General features: G+C 60.7%; 12 protein-coding genes and 1 pseudogene. 5 read left to right on the forward strand and 8 right to left on the reverse strand.

The window, feature by feature from the left end:
• Positions 1–823 precede the first annotated feature (823 nt).
• The 3 genes and pseudogenes from ABT061_RS13940 to ABT061_RS13950 all read right to left on the reverse strand — a co-directional run.
• Complete coding sequence (locus ABT061_RS13940) at positions 824–1,924, reverse strand: glycosyltransferase family 4 protein (protein WP_350916245.1); 1,101 nt, start codon at positions 1,922–1,924, stop codon at positions 824–826.
• Positions 1,925–2,322: 398 nt separating this feature from the next.
• Positions 2,323–5,634, reverse strand: a complete 3,312-nt coding sequence (locus tag ABT061_RS13945) for a DUF4082 domain-containing protein (RefSeq protein ID WP_350916247.1) — start codon at positions 5,632–5,634, stop codon at positions 2,323–2,325.
• Between the two features lie 256 nt (positions 5,635–5,890).
• Positions 5,891–6,076: pseudogene (locus ABT061_RS13950) on the reverse strand (transposase); the annotation flags it as partial.
• A gap of 307 nt (positions 6,077–6,383) precedes the next feature.
• Between ABT061_RS13950 and ABT061_RS13955 the strand changes: the two are divergent.
• The 4 genes from ABT061_RS13955 to ABT061_RS13970 all read left to right on the forward strand — a co-directional run bounded on the left by ABT061_RS13955 (position 6,384) and on the right by ABT061_RS13970 (position 10,985).
• A complete protein-coding gene (locus tag ABT061_RS13955; protein WP_350916249.1) occupies positions 6,384–7,781 on the forward strand; it encodes an IS1380 family transposase in 1,398 nt (465 codons plus the stop codon).
• A 440-nt stretch (positions 7,782–8,221) separates the two neighbouring features.
• Positions 8,222–9,223 carry a glycosyltransferase family 2 protein gene (locus ABT061_RS13960; protein WP_350916252.1) on the forward strand — a complete coding sequence of 334 codons (1,002 nt, stop codon included), beginning with the start codon at positions 8,222–8,224 and terminating at the stop codon, positions 9,221–9,223.
• A 61-nt stretch (positions 9,224–9,284) separates the two neighbouring features.
• Complete coding sequence (locus ABT061_RS13965) at positions 9,285–9,992, forward strand: WbqC family protein (RefSeq protein ID WP_350916255.1); 708 nt, start codon at positions 9,285–9,287, stop codon at positions 9,990–9,992.
• Positions 9,993–10,478: 486 nt separating this feature from the next.
• Positions 10,479–10,985 (forward strand): GNAT family N-acetyltransferase, encoded by a 507-nt coding sequence (locus ABT061_RS13970; protein ID WP_350916258.1) that lies wholly within the window; start codon positions 10,479–10,481, stop codon positions 10,983–10,985.
• A gap of 151 nt (positions 10,986–11,136) precedes the next feature.
• Here ABT061_RS13970 and ABT061_RS13975 read toward each other — a convergent pair whose 3' ends face one another.
• The 5 genes from ABT061_RS13975 to ABT061_RS13995 all read right to left on the reverse strand — a co-directional run bounded on the left by ABT061_RS13975 (position 11,137) and on the right by ABT061_RS13995 (position 18,094).
• Complete coding sequence (locus tag ABT061_RS13975; protein ID WP_350916261.1) at positions 11,137–11,859, reverse strand: class I SAM-dependent methyltransferase; 723 nt, start codon at positions 11,857–11,859, stop codon at positions 11,137–11,139.
• A 391-nt stretch (positions 11,860–12,250) separates the two neighbouring features.
• Positions 12,251–13,318, reverse strand: a complete 1,068-nt coding sequence (locus ABT061_RS13980; protein ID WP_350916264.1) for a glucose-1-phosphate thymidylyltransferase — start codon at positions 13,316–13,318, stop codon at positions 12,251–12,253.
• A gap of 132 nt (positions 13,319–13,450) precedes the next feature.
• Positions 13,451–13,915 (reverse strand): GtrA family protein, encoded by a 465-nt coding sequence (locus ABT061_RS13985; protein WP_350916267.1) that lies wholly within the window; start codon positions 13,913–13,915, stop codon positions 13,451–13,453.
• Between the two features lie 307 nt (positions 13,916–14,222).
• On the reverse strand, positions 14,223–15,377 hold the full coding sequence (gene rffA, locus ABT061_RS13990; RefSeq protein ID WP_350916270.1) for a dTDP-4-amino-4,6-dideoxygalactose transaminase: 1,155 nt from the start codon (positions 15,375–15,377) through the stop codon (positions 14,223–14,225).
• Positions 15,378–15,922: 545 nt separating this feature from the next.
• Positions 15,923–18,094: a DUF4082 domain-containing protein gene (locus ABT061_RS13995; RefSeq protein ID WP_350916273.1), complete on the reverse strand. Its 2,172-nt coding sequence runs from the start codon at positions 18,092–18,094 to the stop codon at positions 15,923–15,925.
• 640 nt (positions 18,095–18,734) lie between these two features.
• On the opposite strand from ABT061_RS13995, the gene ABT061_RS14000 reads away from it, so the two are divergent.
• Positions 18,735–19,994, forward strand: coding sequence for a nucleotide sugar dehydrogenase (locus ABT061_RS14000; RefSeq protein WP_350916276.1), 1,260 nt, complete (start codon positions 18,735–18,737; stop codon positions 19,992–19,994).
• Positions 19,995–20,076: the final 82 nt, after the last annotated feature.

Raw genomic sequence — 20,076 nt, forward strand, 5'->3', positions numbered from 1 at the left:
GCGAGAAAAGCCAGACGCGCCACACTGACCACGTCACTGACTACTCCGGCTATATTACGGATCGCGATTTCCCGGGGCACGAATCTGCGAGTGGTGTGTCTCGGAGCCTGGCCGGGGCACTCGCCCATCGCGACCTCATGTGTCCTTTACAGGAAAGGCCAAAGCCGGGATCCGGATAAAGAAGTGGCAAGAATTTTTTGTCGATCAAGAGCTTTGACCAAGCCGGAACGCTCCTGTCGCCACACTTTCGGTTCACGTCCAGAGTGGGCTTGTGCGGTCGGCTCGGGGCGCGGTGTCGGTGTTGCCACCGGTCCGTTTCCCCGAGCCGCCGTACCGCGCGAATGCTCCGCTGGACATAAGCAGCTAAGCCCTACGGTCCATGCCAAAACGCCCTCTCAGGGCTGCTCCCGCCCTCCCCGGCATCACCCGGATCAGGCTGCCCTCAGCTTCACCGGCCTGCTGCGACAGGTCGAAGGCGAAGGTCTCCCACCTCCGCTCAAATCACAGCGCCTCACGGCGCACGCCGTTAACTGGACACACCCGCTCCGAGGCCTGCGAGGAGTCGGCGAGCGGGCGAAGGCCCTGCTCACCGTCACCTTCAAAGCCTTACGCCGGGTCAGCCTCGACCCCTGGCGCATCGGGAAGATCGTCCAGGCCGCGCTCGTCCTGCTCAACCACGAACACAACTGGACCATGTCAGCGTCACACAACGTGATCTTCAGTTACTGACAATGGCTCAATGAGCACTTTCGCCGCAGACCTCGGTCACGTGGTACGCCAAGCTCCCGGTGTGGTCTCGGGCGTGCACGGTGATGACGTGTACTCACCGTCCTCTATTGCGCAGCTGTATCGCGTCCAGAGCAACCTGATACCACTCCTCGACCCTGCTCGCGACCGTCGGCCAGTTCAGGCTCGCCGCCGCCTGCATTCCACGCGCGCTCATTCGGTTGCGCTTCTCCTCGTCGTCGAGCACGGCACCGAGAACGGAGACCAGGTCGTCCAGCGAGCCGGACTCGAACGTGCAGTAGGCTTCGCTGTCCGGCACGGCCGGGTCGAGTGACGCCTCGGACGAGACGATCACAGGAGTACCGAGAGCCAGCGCCTCCAGGGCAGCGGTCGGTACTCCCTCACCTTTGCCGGGAAGGCGACGCGAAGCGAGAACGAAGACCTGCGCGCGCCGGAGGAGTCCGTAGACCTCATCTCGGGGTAGTTGGCCGACCAACTCGATCGCGCCGTCGGCTCCCGAGAGCCGAGACAGCCGACTTCTCTCCGGACCATCGCCGGCTATGACCAGGCGGACCTCTGGTCTGGTGAGGCGGATAAGGCGCACCGCCTCGATCACGAGCTCATGGTTCTTTACCGGGTCCAGAGAACCGACACTGACGATCAGGCCCGGGTCACGCGCGGCCGCGGATCCGAGACGGGACAGGATCGCAAGATCAAGTCCGCTCGACGTGGTCAGGATCCGGTGTGGATCAGCACCCAACGCGACCAGGTCACACATCGGCCGAGACCCGAGAGCGATGAACGCGTCAACCTTGCCCATCGCCCTCCGCGCTATCTGACGGTGGCGCCGCGCGAGGGCACCGTGCACGGTGAGCACCAATGGAATACCACGTCGCCGACAGACCGGTCCCAGGATGGCCGCCTCGACATGGTCTCCGTGAAGGTGCACGAGATCGGCTTGACCGGCATTCCTTAGTGCCTGCGCTACCTCTGCTGCGAACGCGAGGACGTCAGACCTCGCCGCAAGCGCCCGTGACAGCATGGTTGGCCGGATCGGCAACACGGTCGCCCCCTTTGGCACGGTGTCCCCGCGCCGGAACGCAAGCGCCACTTCGTGACCGCGTTTCAGCTGTTCTCGGGTGAGGCAGTCAACATGTCGTTCCTTGCCGCCCTGCTCGGACAGCACCCGATAGCTCACACGCACTATCCTCATACGCAGAATACTCCAATCCGGTTACGCATAGGTGAGTAGTGCTGACCGGTCTGCTGATTATCGTTCAGAACGACGACGCGATAGCTCGTGTAATGTTCTGGACACTTCTCGCGTCAGAGTTATTCAACATCAGCAGCTTCCCGCACGTCGATCTCGAATTGCATAGCGAGCTTGGGTCAAGCCGTCGGCTGGGAACTCGGCCGGGCGCGGCATGGTCCTGTCGCAGCACAGATAGACAGATAGGGCGTCGGCCCGCCGCCCGGGCCCAATCGGTCAGGAATTCGGCCCCGTCATCGTCCAGCATCTGCTGGACGATGACGGGGCCCGCCGCGGCGGGGTTGGCACCCCACAGCTCTTCGGAAACGATATATCCGATGTCCTGCTCAGGATTGGGAAGACCGAAGGAGCGGAAACCGCTTGAGTGAAGATGGCCGGCCTTTTTCTTCCGCGGCGTCGCGAGAACGGTTGATCCTCATCGCGGAAGGGCCCGCGAGGTCAGGGACAGGATGCCGGTGGAGGGCCTGACGAGCGCTGGTCTGACTCTGGTTTCCGTCAAAGAGCACGTCAACCCAGTAGTTGGCAGCTTTGTAAGTGCTGATTGGAAAGGTGTTCGTCGCGCTGTATTTGTACACGCCATTGCCTCCGGACGCGGCATCGGCAAGGGCGGTAAGCCGGCCACGCGTATATTGCGTGGTAAAGTATGGTCTTGTTAGCGAATAATACCCAGATGTCGTGTGATAAGAGGCTATGTAGGTAGTATTTGCACTGATCGCGACAGGTGTCGCAAAAATTGCCTGCTGCCATCCGGATGCGGTCTCGGCGGTGAAAGTCACCTGCGCGAGTAGCTGGCCGCTGCTGGTCCACAGGCTTCCGGTATGGGTCCCGGTGTTCTGGGGGCCTTTGTAGAATCTGATTCCATTGATGAAGCCCGGGACCGAGGCTTGGAATTTCACGCCGAGGGCAACCGGCTGGGTGTCGGGCTGGGATGCGACATCCGGCACTGTTGTATCATCCCACAGAGTGCTCAAATCTGAGAACACCACGTCGACCCAGGCATTGGTGGCTCTGTAGGTACTGGTCGGGAAAGTACTCACCGAACCGTAGCTGTACACGCCGTTACCGCCGTCTGTGCCATCCGCAAGCGCAGTGAGCAGGCCGTTCGAATATGCCTTGGTGAAGTAGTCTCTTGTTACCGAGTAGAACCCTGATGTCGTGAAGTAGGAAGCGACATAGGTGGTGTTGGCGCTCACCTCGACGGGTGTCGAAAAATTCACCTGCTGCCAGCCGCTTGCTGTTTCGTTGGTGAATTTCGCGCTTGCCAAGAGCACTCCTGTAGAGCTCCAGAGGTTGCCGGTGTGTGTTCCCGTGTTAAGCGAACCTTTGTAGAATCTGATTCCTGAGACATAGCCCGGGCTCTTGGAGCGGAACTTGACTCCGACTTCAATTCGCTTGGGGTCGTTCTTCGAAGCCTCAGCGGGCACAGCGTCCGGTGGCCAAATGGTACAGGGGCAACCTGTGTTAACAGTAACGCTTATGGAGGTCGGAGTTTTCTGGAGGTTGCCGATGTCGTCGACTGCTCGGGAGAGAATCGTCACCGGGCCGGTGGTGTTGGTCGCCCAATCAAACTTCCAATTTGTGCGACCTGTTGCCTGAGACCATGTGGTGCCACCGTCAACTGAGACCTCAACGCCTGCCACAACACCGCCTCCGGTGTCAGCTGCGGCCCCTTCGATCGAGATGCTCGCTCCACCTTCCACTGACGCACCACTCGATGGAGAGGTAATCGTCGACGTTGGGGGAGTGATGTCCGTTGACGCGGTCGCCGGAACCAAACCTGGTTGAAGGGTTGCCGGTTGGACCCGCATGTCAGCGAAGAGATTGACCGTTGCCTGCTGCATGCGAATATCTGTGGGTGTGCCCGCTCCTCGATCATGATTGGCATCCAGCCCCCACGACCATTGGATAGTTCCCGCGCCGAAGACAAGCGCACCGCTTGTGTGTTTGTAAAGCGTCAGGCGATGTGTGGCGACTCCGGCGCCATACGTACCGCCAAAGTCAAGCAGAATCTTGGAAGAATTGGCCAATGTTGTTTCGGAAAGCCTCACCGGCCCTTGCGGGGTAAACGCATCTTGCGGCGATTCATTCCACTCGTACCCCAGTGTTCCTGCAGGAAATACAGCCGTCTGGCCGGGTTGAAGGCTCGCGACGGATGTGTTGCGCCACAGTCGCATGGGGCCGTATGCCGCAGGAACAGCGATCGAATCGCTGACGTTGCCGTTGACCCTGAACAAGGTGCCGGTCGCGGCATTCTCCGGCCTGCCGCCGTCCGACGGTGGGGAGAAACGCGGATCTCGCCATGTTCCGGTCCACTGAGTATTCGGGTCGATCTTGGCGTTGGCCAATGTCTCTTTGTAGCAGACGAGTGTTCGATGTGAGGTATTCGTTCCGTCGATACTATCTTCCCATCTCGTCTTCCAGAACACATCGTTTCCACTGAAGAAAGCGAGGTTAACGCCGTTGTTTCGAGCGTTCTCCACATTGTCCCGCATTTCTTTGGACCAGTACTCGGCGTGCCCGACAGTGAGGAACACCCTATGCTTGAGCAGCTCAGATCCTCGCATGACGGTGTCGACGCTGGAGGTATAGCTCACGTTGTAGCTGTTGGCCTCAAGCCATCTGACCATGGGATACTCGGAATCGTAGAAATAAGTTTCCGGCCATCCGGCGCGTGTGATGACCGGACGGTTGTAGCTGACCTTGAAGGCACGCCCCGCAGGATTGCCTACATACAAGCTGTTTCCGCCATACGTGTTGTATGCCTGCCAGGTCGCATCAGAGGTTTGAAACAGGAGATCTGAATTGCCCGCGTCATCTCGGACAATAAATATAAGCTGACTGGCGCCGCTTACCCCGTCCTCTCGGATCATGTTCGCAATGTAGACTCCAGAGACGGCATCACTTGGCACGGCCCAGGAGGCGGATACGCTCCAGTTCCCGCAATCAATCAATCCGGTTGCCGTGTCATTCAAGCAAGCCGGCTGTATCTGGGGCAAAGACACAGAAGGTCTGATCGTTGTGATTTTTCGTGCCCCCATGCCGCCGTAATATCCAATGCGATAAATATCCATGCGGTAAGCGGTCACGGAGGTGTTCACCTTGAATTGCACGACCTCCCCTTTGTTGACGCTTATCTGAGCCGCATACCCATTAATATGACTGCTACCGGCTCCAGGTATGTTCCATTCACTGGGGGGACTACCGGGGAGGCTGTTCTCCAGGCAGATTATAGAAGTCGGCGGACAATCGGCGCGGAGCGCTCGGGAGTGGGCGGCTGCGGTCCGGGCCTTCTTGCCGCCGACGCGTGCCGCCGAGCGGATCACGTGTCTCTCCTGACGCATTCCATTCGCGGCTAAGCCGGTGAACCGGGACGGGTTCTGCATAACGTCCGCCGATGGAGTCGGGTTGACTTCCATGGGGTGGCTGTGCACCTTGCCCGAAGTCTCTTCCGGCGTAACCGGCGCAATCGGGGCAATCGGCTTAAGCGTGACGTCCATCCGGTTCTCGCCGAGAGCGCTGACGACCTTCAGTTCGCCTTGACTGATATCCGAGGCGGGGTTCTGCGCCCAGACGGATTGGGGCAGGCTGATCACGGCCACGATGGAGACACCAAAGGCTCGCATGGCGATCGGGACCATCTGCCATCGCCTCCTCCTGCTGCCGCTCCTCTTCTCGTTGCCTGGCATGCGCAACCCCCGTTTGTACTCCTGTGGTGAATCTTCATCAGCGAAGACCGATAAGCGAAAGATAGCGATGATCGCACCCTGGCCGGTATTACTCATAGAAGCGGCGATTTCCGCATCCAGCGGACACTGAAGCTGATTCTGTACAGGAGGGGTGATTCACGGCAAGGGTCGATTCGATCTAAAAAATCGCGAAAAACGAAAATTCTTAGCCCGTACGGTTGACGTAGAGGATCGCGTCCATGACATCGCGCAGGCTGGTGGTCGGGTCGGCGACGACGATCCCCGCCTGCCGGCGGGCCTCCAGCCGCTTGACGCGCCAGGCGGTGAGGGTCGGCTCGATCAGCGCCCAGCGGGCGTCGGACAGGTCAGACGGGTAGGGGCGGCGTGGGGTCACCCCACCGTGGTAGCCGATCTCGGGGAGAAGGCAAGCATCGCAGGATCGGGCGCGTCCATCCAACCCCGAGATCAGACGGAAACCAGGCCAGATATCGGGGCAATCTCTCGCCATGCTGAGGGTGCAGCCGCCCTCCAAAGGCCGTGATCCACACGATCCGCCCCTACCGCTCGGACGTCAGACCCCACCCTCAAGTAATCACGACAGCATGATCGACTAGCCCATTTACATGCAGAAAGTGCCCCTGAACTGGGAAAATCAAAGCGACCAAGCATTTGATCTGACCAGTTCGAGGAGCACTTTCCAGGTGTCCGGTCTTACCTCGTGGTCCCACGACCTCGCCGTCGAAATCGACGGACATGGCGTGGTCAACCACGCCGGAACGGCCGTACTTCGACTGTTCGCCGATGGCACCGGGCTGACCGGACGCCTGTCCAGGGCGCTGCGCCGCCGCGGCTTCGAACCGATCCACGATCGCGGACGGGTCTTGACAGACACCGCCGTAATGATCGCTGACGGTGGGCGGGTGCTGTCGGATCTGGCCACCCTGCGCGACCAGGGGGAACTGTTCGGGCCAATCGCCTCCGACCCGACCCCGCGCCGCGCGCTGACCGAGATCGATCCCCTGGCCCTGGACCGGATCGCCGCCGCCCGCGCCGCCGTACGCCGCCAGGTATGGCAGTTGATCGCAGCCCGGCACGGCGGCATCCCCACCTCCCGCGTCGCCGACCGTGACCTGGGCAAACAGATTGTCATCCGGCTGGACGCAACCGTCATCGCCAGTCATTCCGACAAAGAAGGCGCCGCGGCCAACTTCAAGGGGTACGGCCACCACCCTCTCGCGTCCTTCTGCGACAACACCGGCGAAGCCCTCGTCGTCAAGCTCCGCCCCGGCACCGCCGGCAGCAATACCGCCCGCGACCACATCGACGTCACCGACGCCTCGATCGCCCAGATCCCCTGGCCGTACCGGCGCAACCTCCTGATCACCACCGACGGCGCAGGCGCCACCCACGACTTCATCGACCACCTGCACGACCTGGCCCACCGCCGCGGCCGGCATCTGGACTACTCCATCGGCTGGGAGCTGGGCGAACGCGAACAGAACGCGATCCGCCTGCTGCCCGAAGACGCCTGGCAGCACGTCATCGATGCCGATGGCAAGGCGCGCGACCTCGACGACGCCGGTGTCGTCGAACTCACCGGGCTGCTCCGCCGCAGCGTCGGCGGCGACCAACTGACCGGCTGGCCCGCCGACATGCGAGTCATCTGCCGCCGTGAACGGCCCGGCAGCGGCGCTCAGTTGTCGCTGTTGGAGGAGGCAGACGGGTGGCGATACAGCCTGTTCGTCACCAACACCCCCGGCCGTCAGCTCGACTTCCTCGAAGCCCGCCACCGCGTCCACGCCCACGTCGAGGACCGCATCCGGAATGGAAAATCCACCGGGCTCGGTCACCTGCCCAGCACGTCCATGCAGGTCAACACCGCATGGTGTGTCGCCGCCGCGATCGCCACTGACCTGTTGTGCTGGCTACGGCTGCTGTGCCTGACCGGGACCATGGCCCACGCCGAAACTAAAACACTGCGCTACCGGCTCCTGCACACCGCTGTCCGGCTGGTGCGCGGCCAGCGCAAACGCAAGATCAAGATTCCGGAGACCTGGCCCTGGGCCGACGACCTGCTCGCCTTGGCCCCGCCAGGCTGACACGCAACCTGCCCCTTGCCCCCAACCCCCGGAGGAGCCCTCCATGTCGGCCCGTGGAACCGACGCCCACCCGACGCGACAGCCGGGCGGACACGCTGCCCCGCAGCTTGAAAACATGATCGACAAGATGGCCGAAGATCGGCTTCACGCCAACAAGACGCGCTCACGCCTCACACGTGACTGATCAAGGCCACCAAACCTGGCCAATGATTCGTGAGACGCTCTCTGAGGCGGTAAATCGGGTGACTTTGCCAGGGCCTGACCGGGTATGGCTGTCGGCCGGGGTGATCCCGGTCCGGAACGGCGACGGTGCGAGGACTACGTGGATCAGATTCTTGGCGACCTAGAAGAACTCGGATTTATCCTTGGCTTCGCCAATATAGTGCAAATTCGAACCTGCGGTCCCGGTAGGACGGCTCGGCATTCGTAAGACTGACGCTATGACCTGCGTATCCGTCGTGATCCCATGTTACCGATCAGTGCAGACACTTCCGACATTGGTGGATCGCCTCCTTGTCGTTCTGCCGACCGTCGCCTCCCTGTTTGAGGTCGTACTTGTCGTCGACGGTTCACCAGACAACACGTGGGAAGTCGCTCAAGAGCTTGCCGATCGGCATGAAACAGTCCGTGCGCTGCTGCTGGCCCGAAACTACGGACAGCACAACGCTCTTGTCGCCGGCATCCGCTGCGCTCGCTACGACATCGTGGTGACCATGGACGATGATCTCCAGCATCCACCAGAAGAGATTCCCAAACTCCTGGCAGGTCTCCGGCCTGAGCTCGACATCGTTTATGCAGTCCCACACACTGGGACACACGGATTTGTACGTGATCTAGCCTCGAAGTCGCTCAAAATTGGACTCTCTGGGCGGTTCGGCGGGGAAAACAGTCAAGATATTTGCGCGTTTCGTGCCTTCCGTAGTTTTCTGCGCGAATCATTGGACGGAGTCACAGGGCCGTACACCCAAATCGATATCGCATTTTCATGGGCGACCACGCGAGTCGGGACCGTCCGGGTGAATATGGAACACCGATCCGTTGGGAACTCCAATTACACTGTTCCGATGCTCGTTCGCCACGCGGTCGATGTACTGGTTGCGTACAGCACTATTCCGCTTCGCTTGGTCACCTATTTCGGATTGTTGGCGGGCGCTATCGGAACCATCCTTCTCGCGGTCTTTCTTTGGAAGTACTGGTGTGGAGATACCACGGTTAAAGGATTCACGTCGACGGCCTCCATGATTTCGCTCTTCGCCTCTGCCCAGATGGTTGCCCTTGGAGTCATCGGAGAATATCTCGGCAGGATTCATATGGAACGCATGGGGCGCCCAACGTACATCATTCGCGAACGGTCTGAAAGTCATGCTCCAAGCCTGTCGGTGACTCCTGATGTGAGCAGGGAAACTGTCATCCATCCGGGAGCCGGTATTCACGAACGATAGTCCCTAGGGGTTTCTCTGAGGGATTCATGCGAAGTTCGAACAAGTCGAAAGTGTAGGGCGCATGAAACGGGTTGCGATAGTTCAATCAAACTATATTCCATGGAAGGGATACTTTGACCTAATCGCCGGCGTTGACGAGTTCATCCTCCTCGACGAAGTGCAATACACTGACAGGGATTGGCGTAATCGTAACCGTATAAAGACGGCGACGGGTCTCAGGTGGCTCTCGATTCCGCTCAAGCGCGGTCCTCGGAGTCGGCTGATCAACGAAGTGACCATCACCGACCCGAACTGGAGCGTCGTGCACTGGCGAGTCCTCACGCAGGCCTACCGGAGGGCTCCCTATTTTGACGAGTTCGCATCGGCCCTGGAAAGACTTTACCGCGGATGTGGAAGTGACAGGCTGTCTGAAATAAACAAGCACTTCCTCGATGGGCTCTGTTTGATCCTTGGTATTGAGGCCAATCTGCGCTGGTCCACCGACTATGAAACGACAGGATCCAAGACAGAGCGCCTCGTCGATCTGTGCCAGAAGGCGGGCGCCTGCCAATATGTCACTGGTCCGGCTGCGCGGGCTTACCTCGATGAAGGCCTCTTCCGGAGAGCGGAAATCGAGGTTCGATGGTTCGACTACTCAGGCTACCCCGAATATCCACAGCTCCATCCGCCGTTCGACCACCGGGTGAGCATCCTTGATCTCATCTTCAACACGGGGCCGAACGCTGCCGAACATCTAAAGATCACTAATTTCGGGGGTGCATTACGATGAGTGCCGATTCGATCCTGAGCGAGTCGAATGTTGCTTCACCCGGAAGGCCGCGGCGTACTGCTGTCTCCGTGGTATGGCAGAGGCCGTGATAAAACTGGCGACCGAGATCGAGAAGTCGGTCATTCATGTACTGCATTCGTAAGGTAAGCACTCCCTGGTTCCGGCCCGCTGGATCTGACCCGAGGATGACGCTGACAGTGGGCTGCATCACGCGCGAGCAGTCTTCGGCTCCGGAACCTGATGAATGCTTACCGGATATCAGTGGAGTCAGCATCGGCTGACGCATCTCGACTCGTATTCTGTCATGTCGATATCACGTGATCGACTCCGAAAGAGGCTCGTGGACTCTCCTCTACGACGATGTTCTGCGGTTCGCGCCCGTCTAGCGACTGCCCGAACCGATCCGTCAGGCCGACCACTTCTCACGTCGGCGCCGCTGGAACCGCTCTGCCACGAGGCTTGCGCAGGCCGTATGAAAGGAAGGTCATGAAGGTCAAACTGAGGCCGGTCCGAGAGGAAGATCTGGACGTCTTCGAGGCGGAACGGGCTACCCCGGAGCGCAGAGGCGAGCTCCAGTGGTACGGACACCGCTCTTCTCACGGGCTGCGCCAAGAGTTCGCCGAGAACGGATTCCTCGGTGCTGACTCCGGCCGACTCACCATCGACGTCGACGAGGATGCAGCCGGATGGGTGGTGTGGTGGATGACCGCCTGGGGACCAGACTCTACGTGCTGGTGCTGGGCGATGGGCATCTGCGTCTTCTCCGGCTTCCGCCGCAAGGGAATCGGAACACTGGCTCAGCGCCAGCTTGTGGATTACTTGTTCGCCCACACGCGGGCCGAGCGCATCCAGTCCTTCACCGACATCGCCAACTACGGCGAGCAACGCGCTCTGGAGAAGATCGGGTTCGAACGCGAGGGGATCCTGCGCCGTGCCCAATGGCGGGATGGCGGCTGGCACGACCAGATCCTCTATTCGGTGCTGCGCCCTTGACATCCTCCCCTCCCCGAAGGGAGGGGAGTTCCCACGGCCACCCATGAATGCTTGCCGATTTTCGTCCACGCCGGATGGCCAAGGAGGCAAACGTGGCTTGATGCGGCATCAGCAGGTTGAACAGGCGGTGCCGGCTTTGCTCTGCCCGGATTCAGGCGGGTGCGCATTCTCCAGACGATCGGGGGCGGTGTGCTCTCACGATGAGGGAGACTCCAGGGAGCGACTTGAGCGGCAGGTACCTCTCAGCCGCGATGATGGCGCCAAGGCCCATGTTGGCCAGATATGGCATTTCCGTGACGTCGGACCCGGAGATGCGTCTCCTGCGCCAGGCGACGACCGGTCTCAGCAAGACGTTCCAGCTCCACATACGGTCGATGATCAGGCCTTCCCCGGTCAGCAGGGAGTTCAAGCCATCCCGTGTGTACCGACGGACATGGCAGGATGCCACGTCGTGTGCTGACCACAGAGCCATGTCGCATGGGACCGTGATCAGCGCCGTTCCGCCAGGTTGGAGCACACGTACGAGCTCGCGGACGGCTTTGTGGTCCTCCTCGATGTGCTCCAGCACGTCGAATGCCAAGACGAGGTCGAATCGCATGTCGGGCAGAGGTAGATCCCGCGCGTCGGCATGGACTGCCTGCAGGCCACGCTCGCGGGCAAGCTCTACCGCGGTTTCGGAGTAGTCCGCGGCCAACGCGTCCCACCCGTACTCGATGAGCACGCGGGTATTGCCGCCCCCTGCCGCACCGATGTCGAGCGCTCTGCCGGGCGTACTGATTCGACGGAGCTCACGCGCGAGGATGGCACGTCGCTCGCGATACCACCAGTGCCGGTCTTCCACCTCGACCGTGCGACGAATCTGAGTGGCCTCCATGACATACACCCTTCTAGGAGCTATACATGCGCGGAAAGTAGTTGCGATCTCATCATGTGTGCTTGCGAATCCAAGGCGCCCCACAACCTGGGAGGCATGACCAGTGCCCCGAAACCGCTGTTGGAGCGTTCGGTGAACTGCGGTACTCCAGCGATCACCGATCGGTTTTCTTCAGTCGACGCCACCAGTCCTGGTGATCGCGGTACCACCGCACGACTTGGTCGAGTCCTGCATCGAAGTCAATGCGGGGTTCGTAGCCGATCGCCTCGATCTTGCTGCTGTCCAGGGAGTAACGCTGATCGTGTCCGAGTCTGTCCGGCACCTGTGCGACACAGCAGTGATCGCACATAGTGGGAGCCGATGAATCCAGCGCCACCTGGAACAAGGATTTTCATGCCCGCACCTGAATCTTGCTGTGGTCGCCGACCATGAGTTGATGCGTGTTGGGCACTCCTCTGGCCCGGCTGACCTCGACGTTTCGGCCGATCAGGGAGTACGTGAGCCCTGAGACGCCTCTGATGGTGGACTCTCCCAGAACTATGCTGTATTGCACATCGGCGTCCTCCAGCACGCAGCCCTCGCCGATTGAGGTGTAGGGACCGATGTACGAACCGTTGATCTTGCTGTGGGCCCCGACAACCGCAGGCCCTCGGATCACCGAGTTCTCTACCACCGCCCCGGGCTCGATGACAACGCGTCCCGTTATCTCCGAGAACCCGTCAACGGTTCCCCGGATGTCTGGTTCGATTGCCTCCAAGACGATGCGATTACACTCCAGCATGTCCTGCAGACGCCCGGTATCCCTCCAGTAGCCGCTGACGAAGTGCGAACGGACGCGACCACCGTTGTCAATGAGCCATTTGATCGCATCCGTGATCTCTAGCTCGCCCCGGGCGGAAGGCGTGATCGCCCGGACGGCCTCATGAATGGCCGGAGAGAACGTGTAGACCCCCACGATCGCGAGATCGCTACGCGGGTGCTCCGGCTTCTCTTCCAGCCCGATGATCTCGCCGTCCGGCCCAAGTTCGGCGACTCCGTAGAATTGTGGTTCGGCGACTTTGGTGAGCAGGATCTGGGCGTCATTGTCAGCTTCACGGAAGGCATCTACCAGGCCAGCGATGCCGCCTACCAGGAAGTTGTCACCCAGGTACATCACGAATGGCTCATCGGCGAGGAACTCTCGGGCGATCAGGACACAGTGCGCAAGCCCAAGAGGAGCGTCCTGGGGGATGTAGGTCACGTCGAGGCCGAACTTCGAACCGTCCCCGACCGCTTCCTGAACCTCGCGAGCCGTGTCGCCGACGATGATTCCGACGCTGCTGATGTCCGCGTCCCGTATCGCTTCGAGTCCGTAATAGAGCACCGGTTTGTTGGCGACGGGGACCAGCTGCTTCGCCGAGGTGTGGGTCAGCGGGCGCAGCCTCGTTCCCTTGCCACCCGCTAGAACGAGTGCCTTCATGGTCCTTGAGTCCTTCCACGAAGAATGCTTGGCCGCAGCACGGTATGTCCGCTCAAATTTACGCGTAGCTCCAATTAGCGGCTCGTCGCCGTCCTTCGTTTTTGTCGAAGAGCGTGTGACATGTTGCCAAGACTAGACTTTTCCGCGATCAGGAAACGTCCATGTTCGATGTATGGCATAGCCTAGCGGTGGACTCGCGATTATTATCAGACCTTGCGCTACCATAATCGGAATACCAGCGAATTCAACCAAAATCGGGACACCGATAACAGATGCCGCCAGGAAGCTCAATCCGACCACGTAGAACCGCAGATAACCCGTAATCCACGATTCCCTGGAAACACGGAAGACCACCAGCCTGTACCAGGGATAGACGATGATCGAGGTGATCAAGTGGCTGACCACAAGTAGGGAAAGATAAGGAACCTCGTCTTTGGCGACAAGCAATCCCAGGCCAAGGAGAACGTAATAGACTGCAGCCGTCATGGCGCCGGCCAGTAGATATGTGATGCGTTGTCCCCCAAGCGCCGCGATCAGAGCTCGCCGCCAAAAATGTGAATTCCTGTCGCGGACGATTTGGTTTTCGACTTCAACCATATGGCAGTCACTCCGGACGATGATCAGGTGGCGGGATCAAACGAATCGTGACCGACTACCGGAAACTAATCGGTTGTTAATGTCAGGGGCGATGGTCATTCCGTGTTACCGCCTGAACGGACTCTTTCGGTGCTGGTGACCCGGCTCATGTCGGTCGTCGCGACCGGACGTGTCCGCCCATCATGAGGGGATCCTCGTTGTCGGCGGAGGTTCGGACGATACCCGGAAGGCAGCCGCTGACCTGGAGCCGACGCCGGCGGTGATTTCTGGGTCTGTACGGCTCGCGCCTCGATCACGTCACACATCATCAACTCACCCTGTAGGTCTGGACGGCGTCGATCACGTGTGTCATGTCGGCCTCATCCAGGTCGGCGAAGAGCGGAAGTCGTACGAGGCGATCTGCGACATCCTCCGTTACTGGGCATCCGCCCGAAGCCACCCGCCCATACCGCACGCCCGCGGGGGCGGTGTGCAACGGCTGGTAATGGAATGTCGCCTGCACACCTCTGCTCGAAAGATGGCTGATGAACGCCTGGCGGTTCTCCAGATCTGGGAGCAGTAGATAGTACAGATGTGCGGGATGCGCGCAGCCGTCCGGGATCATCGGCTGAGAGACCCCGTTCTTCGTCGCCCAGTCCGCCAGTTCCTTGTGATACCCGTGCCACGCGGTGTGACGCCGGAACTGAATCTTTTCGAAAGATTCCAGCTGGGAGGTCAGCTGTGCGGCGAGAACATCGGATGGCAGGTAGCTTGAGCCAATGTCGATCCACCGGTACTTGTCCACCTGACCCCGGAAGAACCGACTGCGGTCGGTGCCCTTCTCTCGGATGATTTCGGCCCGCGCAACGAGACCGGCATCGTTCAGGAGCAACGCGCCGCCCTCTCCGCACTGGACGTTCTTCGTTTCGTGGAAGCTCTGCGTGGACATGCATCCGAACGACCCCAGGGGCCGGCCCTGGTAGAACCCGCCCAGTCCGTGGGCGTTGTCCTCAACGAGAGCCAGGCCGTGCCGTTCCGTGAGTTCGCCGATGATCTCCATTGCGCAGCCGACACCCGCGTAGTGAACGACCACGATGGCCCGCGTGCGATCGGTGATCGCGGCCTCGATCAGGCGTTCATCCACGTTCAGGGTGTCGGGCCTGCAGTCGACGAATACGGGCACAGCCCCGCGTAGGGCGTAGGCGTTGGCCGCCGACATGAAAGTGAACGACGGCATGATCACCTCGTCGCCGGGCCTCAGATCCAGCAGGATCGCCGACATCTCCAGCGCATGCGTGCAAGAGGTAGTCAGCAGCGCATGGTTTGACCCGGTCATCTCCCTGAGAAGTCTGGCGGCCCGGTGGGTGAACGGCCCGTCTCCGGAGGTGGATCCTTGGCGTACGGCCTCCGTGAGGTAATTGAGCTCATTTTCCGAGATATGTGTTCGATTGAAGGGAATCGTCTTCAGTTCGGTTGGACTCACCGCCGCAGTGAACAACGAACCGACCTGTCGCCACACATTGCGCCCTCATTCCATTGGGAAACCATTGAGCAAGTTTTGCCCTTATGTGCTCAGGCCGATTTCGGACTTTTATCCCTTTTATTCTTTGCGGTGGTGTGGCTGGTTCTCCCGAGGTCGCTCCGGATGTCAGCTTCCACGGCCCGCGGGAGGTTCGAGGGGACCCCTTCGCGGGGGCTGTCCTCCGTCCTTCGGCGGACTTCCCTCGCCGGTCATGCCGCCGGCGACGCCATCAAGCCGGAGCCCAGCGCCCAGCGTCCATGCCGGACGCTGGGCGCTGGGCTCTGGGAAGCACTCCCCGATGCCGTACCGGCCGCCGTAGGTGTGTGGTCGTGGTCAGCGGCCGAGATGGTCTCAGTCGTCGCATCGGCCCGTTCGGGCCGATCCACGAGAAACTACGGTCGGCGCCACGGGCAATCCCACGAATGATTGAATAAGCCCTCAGCGCGGTAGGGCGCGGATCCGTCTTTAGTAACGAGTCGGCATGATAATGATCTATGACTGTAGTATTAGTTGCTTTCGAACATCACATCGACCCAGTAGTTAGTGGATTTATAGGTGATCGTCGGGAAAGTATTCACCGGACTGTAGCTGTATACGCCGTTGCCGCCTTCTTCGCCGTCTGCGAGTGCGGTGAGCGGGCCGTTCGTGTACTGCGAAGTGAAGTATGGCCTTGTCACTGAATAACGTCCGGTCGTGTAATAGGAGGCGACATAGGTGGTGTTGGCGGTGATCGGAATCGGTGTTGCGAAGTTCACTTTCTGCCAGCCGGACGCGGTCTCATTGGTGAAGGTCGCGGAGGTGAGCAGAGCGCCGTTGCTGGTCCACAGGCTTCCGATATGGGTCCCGATGTTCTGGGGGCCTTTGTAGAATCGAATGCCCGTGATGACTCCATCCACAGCGGATCTGAATTTTACGCCGACCGCGGCGTCCTGGGAGTCAGATTGAGATTGGACCGCCGGGGTAGCCGTGCTATCCCACAGACTGGTTGACGGCTTGAACACCACATCGACCCAGTAATTAGTGGCTTGGTAGGTGTTTGTCGGGAAAGTGTTCGCTGTGCTGTAGCTGAATACGCCGTTGCCGCCTTCTTCACCGTCTGCGAGTGCGGTGAGCGGGCCGTTCGTGTACTGCGAAGTGAAGTATGGCCTTGTCACTGAATAATACCCGGACGTGCGGTAGGAGGCGACATAGGTGGTGTTGGCGGTGATCGGAATCGGTGTTGCGAAGTTCACTTGCTGCCAGCCGGACGCGGTCTCATTGGTGAAGGTCGCGGAGGCGAGTAGAGCACCGTTGCTGGTCCACAGGCTTCCGATGTGGGTCCCGATGTTCTGGGGGCCCTTGTAGAATCGAATACCGGTGATGATTCCATCCACAGCGGATCTGAATTTTACGCCGACCACGACGTTCTGGGAGTCGGGTTGAGATTGGACCGCCGGGGTAGCCGTGTTATCCCACAGACTTTCTGACACAGACTGGGTCAGTTTGGGTGATGTGCTCGGGGCGAAGTGGATCACGTTCTCATGATCGAAGGTGTCCCCACCCAGGTAGACGGCGGTGATCTGGTGATCTCCTGGGGAGAGGTTTGAGGTCGTGAACGTGGCGGGGCCCAGGCTGCTGTGGTTACTCGAGCCGATGATGGTCGAGCCGTCCTTGAAGACCACTTCACCGGCGGGAATGACCGGGCCGGTGTTCGCCTTCACCGTGGCGATGAAGGTGATCGGTTCCCCCACCCCGGCGGGGTTGGGTGATGAGGTCAGGGTTGTGGTGGTCGGTGGGTCGTTCGGCACGGTGATGCGGGTGGCCGGCACGCTGGCGGTGCCCTGGGTGCTGACCGTGCCGTTGAGGGCGAAGACACGGCCGAAGACGGCCGCGCCGGTGTTTACCGTGACCGAGTTCTGCGCCAGGACGTTTCCGCGGAAGGTGCAGTACGTGCCCAGGGTCGCGTTGCCGCTGACCTGCCAGAAGAGGTTGTTCGCCTGCGCGCCCCGAAGGAGGGCGATGTTGCTGACGTTCGCCGTGGTCAGGGTGGACGCCTGGAAGATGAAGACGGCGTCCGGGTCGCCCTGGGCGTCGAGGGTGAGCGTGCCGCTTATCGCGAAGGTTCCGTTGGAGGAGTTGTAGACGCCCGGGGTCTTGGTCGTGCCGCCGAGCTGCGGGGACACGGTGGCGTCGGGCGTCCGCCCGGCGACGTCGTTGTAGGCGGCGACCAGGTCGGCCTTGGCCTGTGCCGCGGTGGCGTCGGTCGCGTGTACGGTTCCCGACACGGTGCCGGGAGGGAAGCCGACCACTGAGGAACCCGGGCTCACCCCGAGGTCCCCGGTGATTGAGGTGAGGTTCGTGTTGACAACGGCGGTTCCGGCCAGCGTTCCGAAAGGCGCGGCACTGCCGATGCTCACGGGCAGCGCCGCGTTCGCGCTGCCTGGCATTCCGGCGACCACGCCCATCACAAGGGCAGCGGTGAGAGACGCTCTCAGCCAGGAACGAATGAAATTTCGCGGAAGAACTTGAGAGTAACTGGCATTGATCGTAGGCGCGGTAGTTTTCCGTGCGGGTTCCGCACGGCGATTAACCGTTTCTGGATCCGTCAGAAGCTGTTGGGCAGTCGTTTCGTGCTTCATTTCTTCCGACGCAACCGTATCGGCTGTTTGATCAAACGCGTCGCGATAGGGATTGGACATGCGACACAACTCCTCGCTGACTTTGTGCTGTGCCAGGCGTTTGGTCTGGCCCGTAATCTGGAACTTGTTATGTTAACCTTTCGACATTCGTCTTGATTCTGTCTGGTTTGTCGTATTTGTCGCACAAGATGTCGAAAGGTAAGTGGCGAGAAATATCACCTGAATGTTGTCATACTGATGGAAGATGCCATGTCATACGCTGACGACTGTGCCTCGGAGGGGACGCACGCGGGTCTCTGGGAGATCAGAAAAGACGTATTTTAATACGTTATTAGAATAAAATTTACTTGTGCGTACTACTGGATACTCCTTGCTTTATATTGTGAAAATAGTTTCCGTTCTCTGTAGATGATCATTTCTTTGAGCTGAGTGGCAGGTTCGAAATCCGTTCGCGTTCATTAGGCGTGACCTAGGTGTCAACGATATAGATATATAACGGCATATATTCGTATTTCGATTAGTTTGTGACGTCTGGATGATGCGGTCACGTTATCGGCAGTCGTCTCAACGCGCTCGCCCACATCGCGCCAAACTCGATCAGGAGACGACACGCCCAGGTCGCAGCCGAATCGATGTTGTGAGAACTCCGGGCTCCTACAGTCGGGGTCATATCTCATCTCGAAGTGACGGGGGTCCTGACATGGGAGAGAAGCTGGTCGTTGTCGGCCAGGGTTACGTCGGCCTGCCTCTGGCGATGCGCGCGGTCGGCGCGGGGTTCGACGTGGTGGGGATCGATCTGGACGAGTGGCGGGTCAAGCGGCTCAACGCCGCCGAGTCCTATGTCGAGGACGTCGGCGACGACCTGCTGGCCGCCGCCCATCGTTCCGGCCGTTACCGGGCCAGCGCCGACTACGCCGACGCGGAGGCGTTCGACGTCTGCGTGATAACGGTGCCGACGCCTCTGCGCGAAGGTGTTCCCGATCTCCGCCACATCGGCTCGGCCGGCCGGTCCCTCGCCCCGCTGGTACGGCGAGGCGCGACGGTGATCCTGGAGTCCACCACGTATCCCGGGACCACCGAGGAGTATCTCCGGCCCCTGCTGGAGGAGGGTTCGGGGCTGCAGTCGCCGGAGGACTTCTTCCTGGGCTACAGCCCGGAACGGATCGACCCGGGCAATTCCCTGTGGCGTCTGGAGAACACGCCGAAGGTCGTCTCCGGGATCGACGAGACATCCCTGAGGAGGATCCGGACGTTCTACGGGCGGATCGTGCAGGAGGTCGTCCCGGTCTCCTCGCTGCAGGTGGCCGAGCTGTGCAAGCTTCTGGAGAACACCTTCAGGCATGTCAACATCGCGCTGGTGAACGAGCTTTCGATCTTCGCGCAGCAGCTCGGCATCGACGTCTGGGAGGCCATCGACGCCGCCTCGACCAAGCCGTTCGGCTACCTGCGCTTCACCCCCGGGCCCGGCGTCGGCGGTCACTGCCTGCCGATCGACCCGTCGTACCTGTCGTGGAAGGTCAAGCGCAGCCTGGGGCACAACTTCCGGTTCGTGGAGCTGGCCAACGACATCAACGACCACATGCCGGAGCACGTCGTGCACCGGGTCGGCCTCGCGCTGAATCGCCTGCGCAAGCCGGTCAACGGCAGCCGGGTGCTCGCGCTCGGCCTCGCGTACAAGAAGAACGCCGGAGACTGCCGCGAGTCGCCCGCGATAGACGTGGTCAGGGGCCTGCGCAAGCTGGGCGCGGACGTACGGGCCGCGGACCCGCATGTGGACTGCTTCCTGCTGCCGGAAGGCGTCGAGATCGTCGCCTTCTCGGAGCGGGAACTGGCGGCGGCGGACGTGGTGCTGATCCTCACCGACCACGACCGCTTCGACTACGAGCTCGTCCAGCGGGCGAGCGCCTTCGTCCTCGACACCCGGAACCGGTGCCGCGGGCCCAATGTCGAGAGGCTGTGACCCGCCTCGCCCCGCCGCGCGCCTTCCCTAAGACGGCGCGTCGGCGGCGCGGGGAATCTCGGTCCCCAAACGGGCCGAGAGG

Origin of the sequence: Streptosporangium sp. NPDC002544, assembly GCF_040295965.1 — a bacterium.
GTDB lineage: Bacteria > Actinomycetota > Actinomycetes > Streptosporangiales > Streptosporangiaceae > Streptosporangium.

What these genes read in the sequence shown, in the direction of transcription:
- ABT061_RS13945 (WP_350916247.1), bottom strand. Translation starts at nt 5,634, where the DNA reads ATGGTCCCGATCGCCATGCGAGCCTTTGGTGTCTCCATCGTGGCCGTG.
- ABT061_RS13960 (WP_350916252.1), top strand. Translation starts at nt 8,222, where the DNA reads ATGACCTGCGTATCCGTCGTGATCCCATGTTACCGATCAGTGCAGACA.
- ABT061_RS13965 (WP_350916255.1), top strand. Translation starts at nt 9,285, where the DNA reads ATGAAACGGGTTGCGATAGTTCAATCAAACTATATTCCATGGAAGGGA.
- ABT061_RS13970 (WP_350916258.1), top strand. Translation starts at nt 10,479, where the DNA reads ATGAAGGTCAAACTGAGGCCGGTCCGAGAGGAAGATCTGGACGTCTTC.
- ABT061_RS13975 (WP_350916261.1), bottom strand. Translation starts at nt 11,859, where the DNA reads ATGGAGGCCACTCAGATTCGTCGCACGGTCGAGGTGGAAGACCGGCAC.
- ABT061_RS13980 (WP_350916264.1), bottom strand. Translation starts at nt 13,318, where the DNA reads ATGAAGGCACTCGTTCTAGCGGGTGGCAAGGGAACGAGGCTGCGCCCG.
- ABT061_RS13985 (WP_350916267.1), bottom strand. Translation starts at nt 13,915, where the DNA reads ATGGTTGAAGTCGAAAACCAAATCGTCCGCGACAGGAATTCACATTTT.
- ABT061_RS13995 (WP_350916273.1), bottom strand. Translation starts at nt 18,094, where the DNA reads ATGTCCAATCCCTATCGCGACGCGTTTGATCAAACAGCCGATACGGTT.
- ABT061_RS14000 (WP_350916276.1), top strand. Translation starts at nt 18,735, where the DNA reads ATGGGAGAGAAGCTGGTCGTTGTCGGCCAGGGTTACGTCGGCCTGCCT.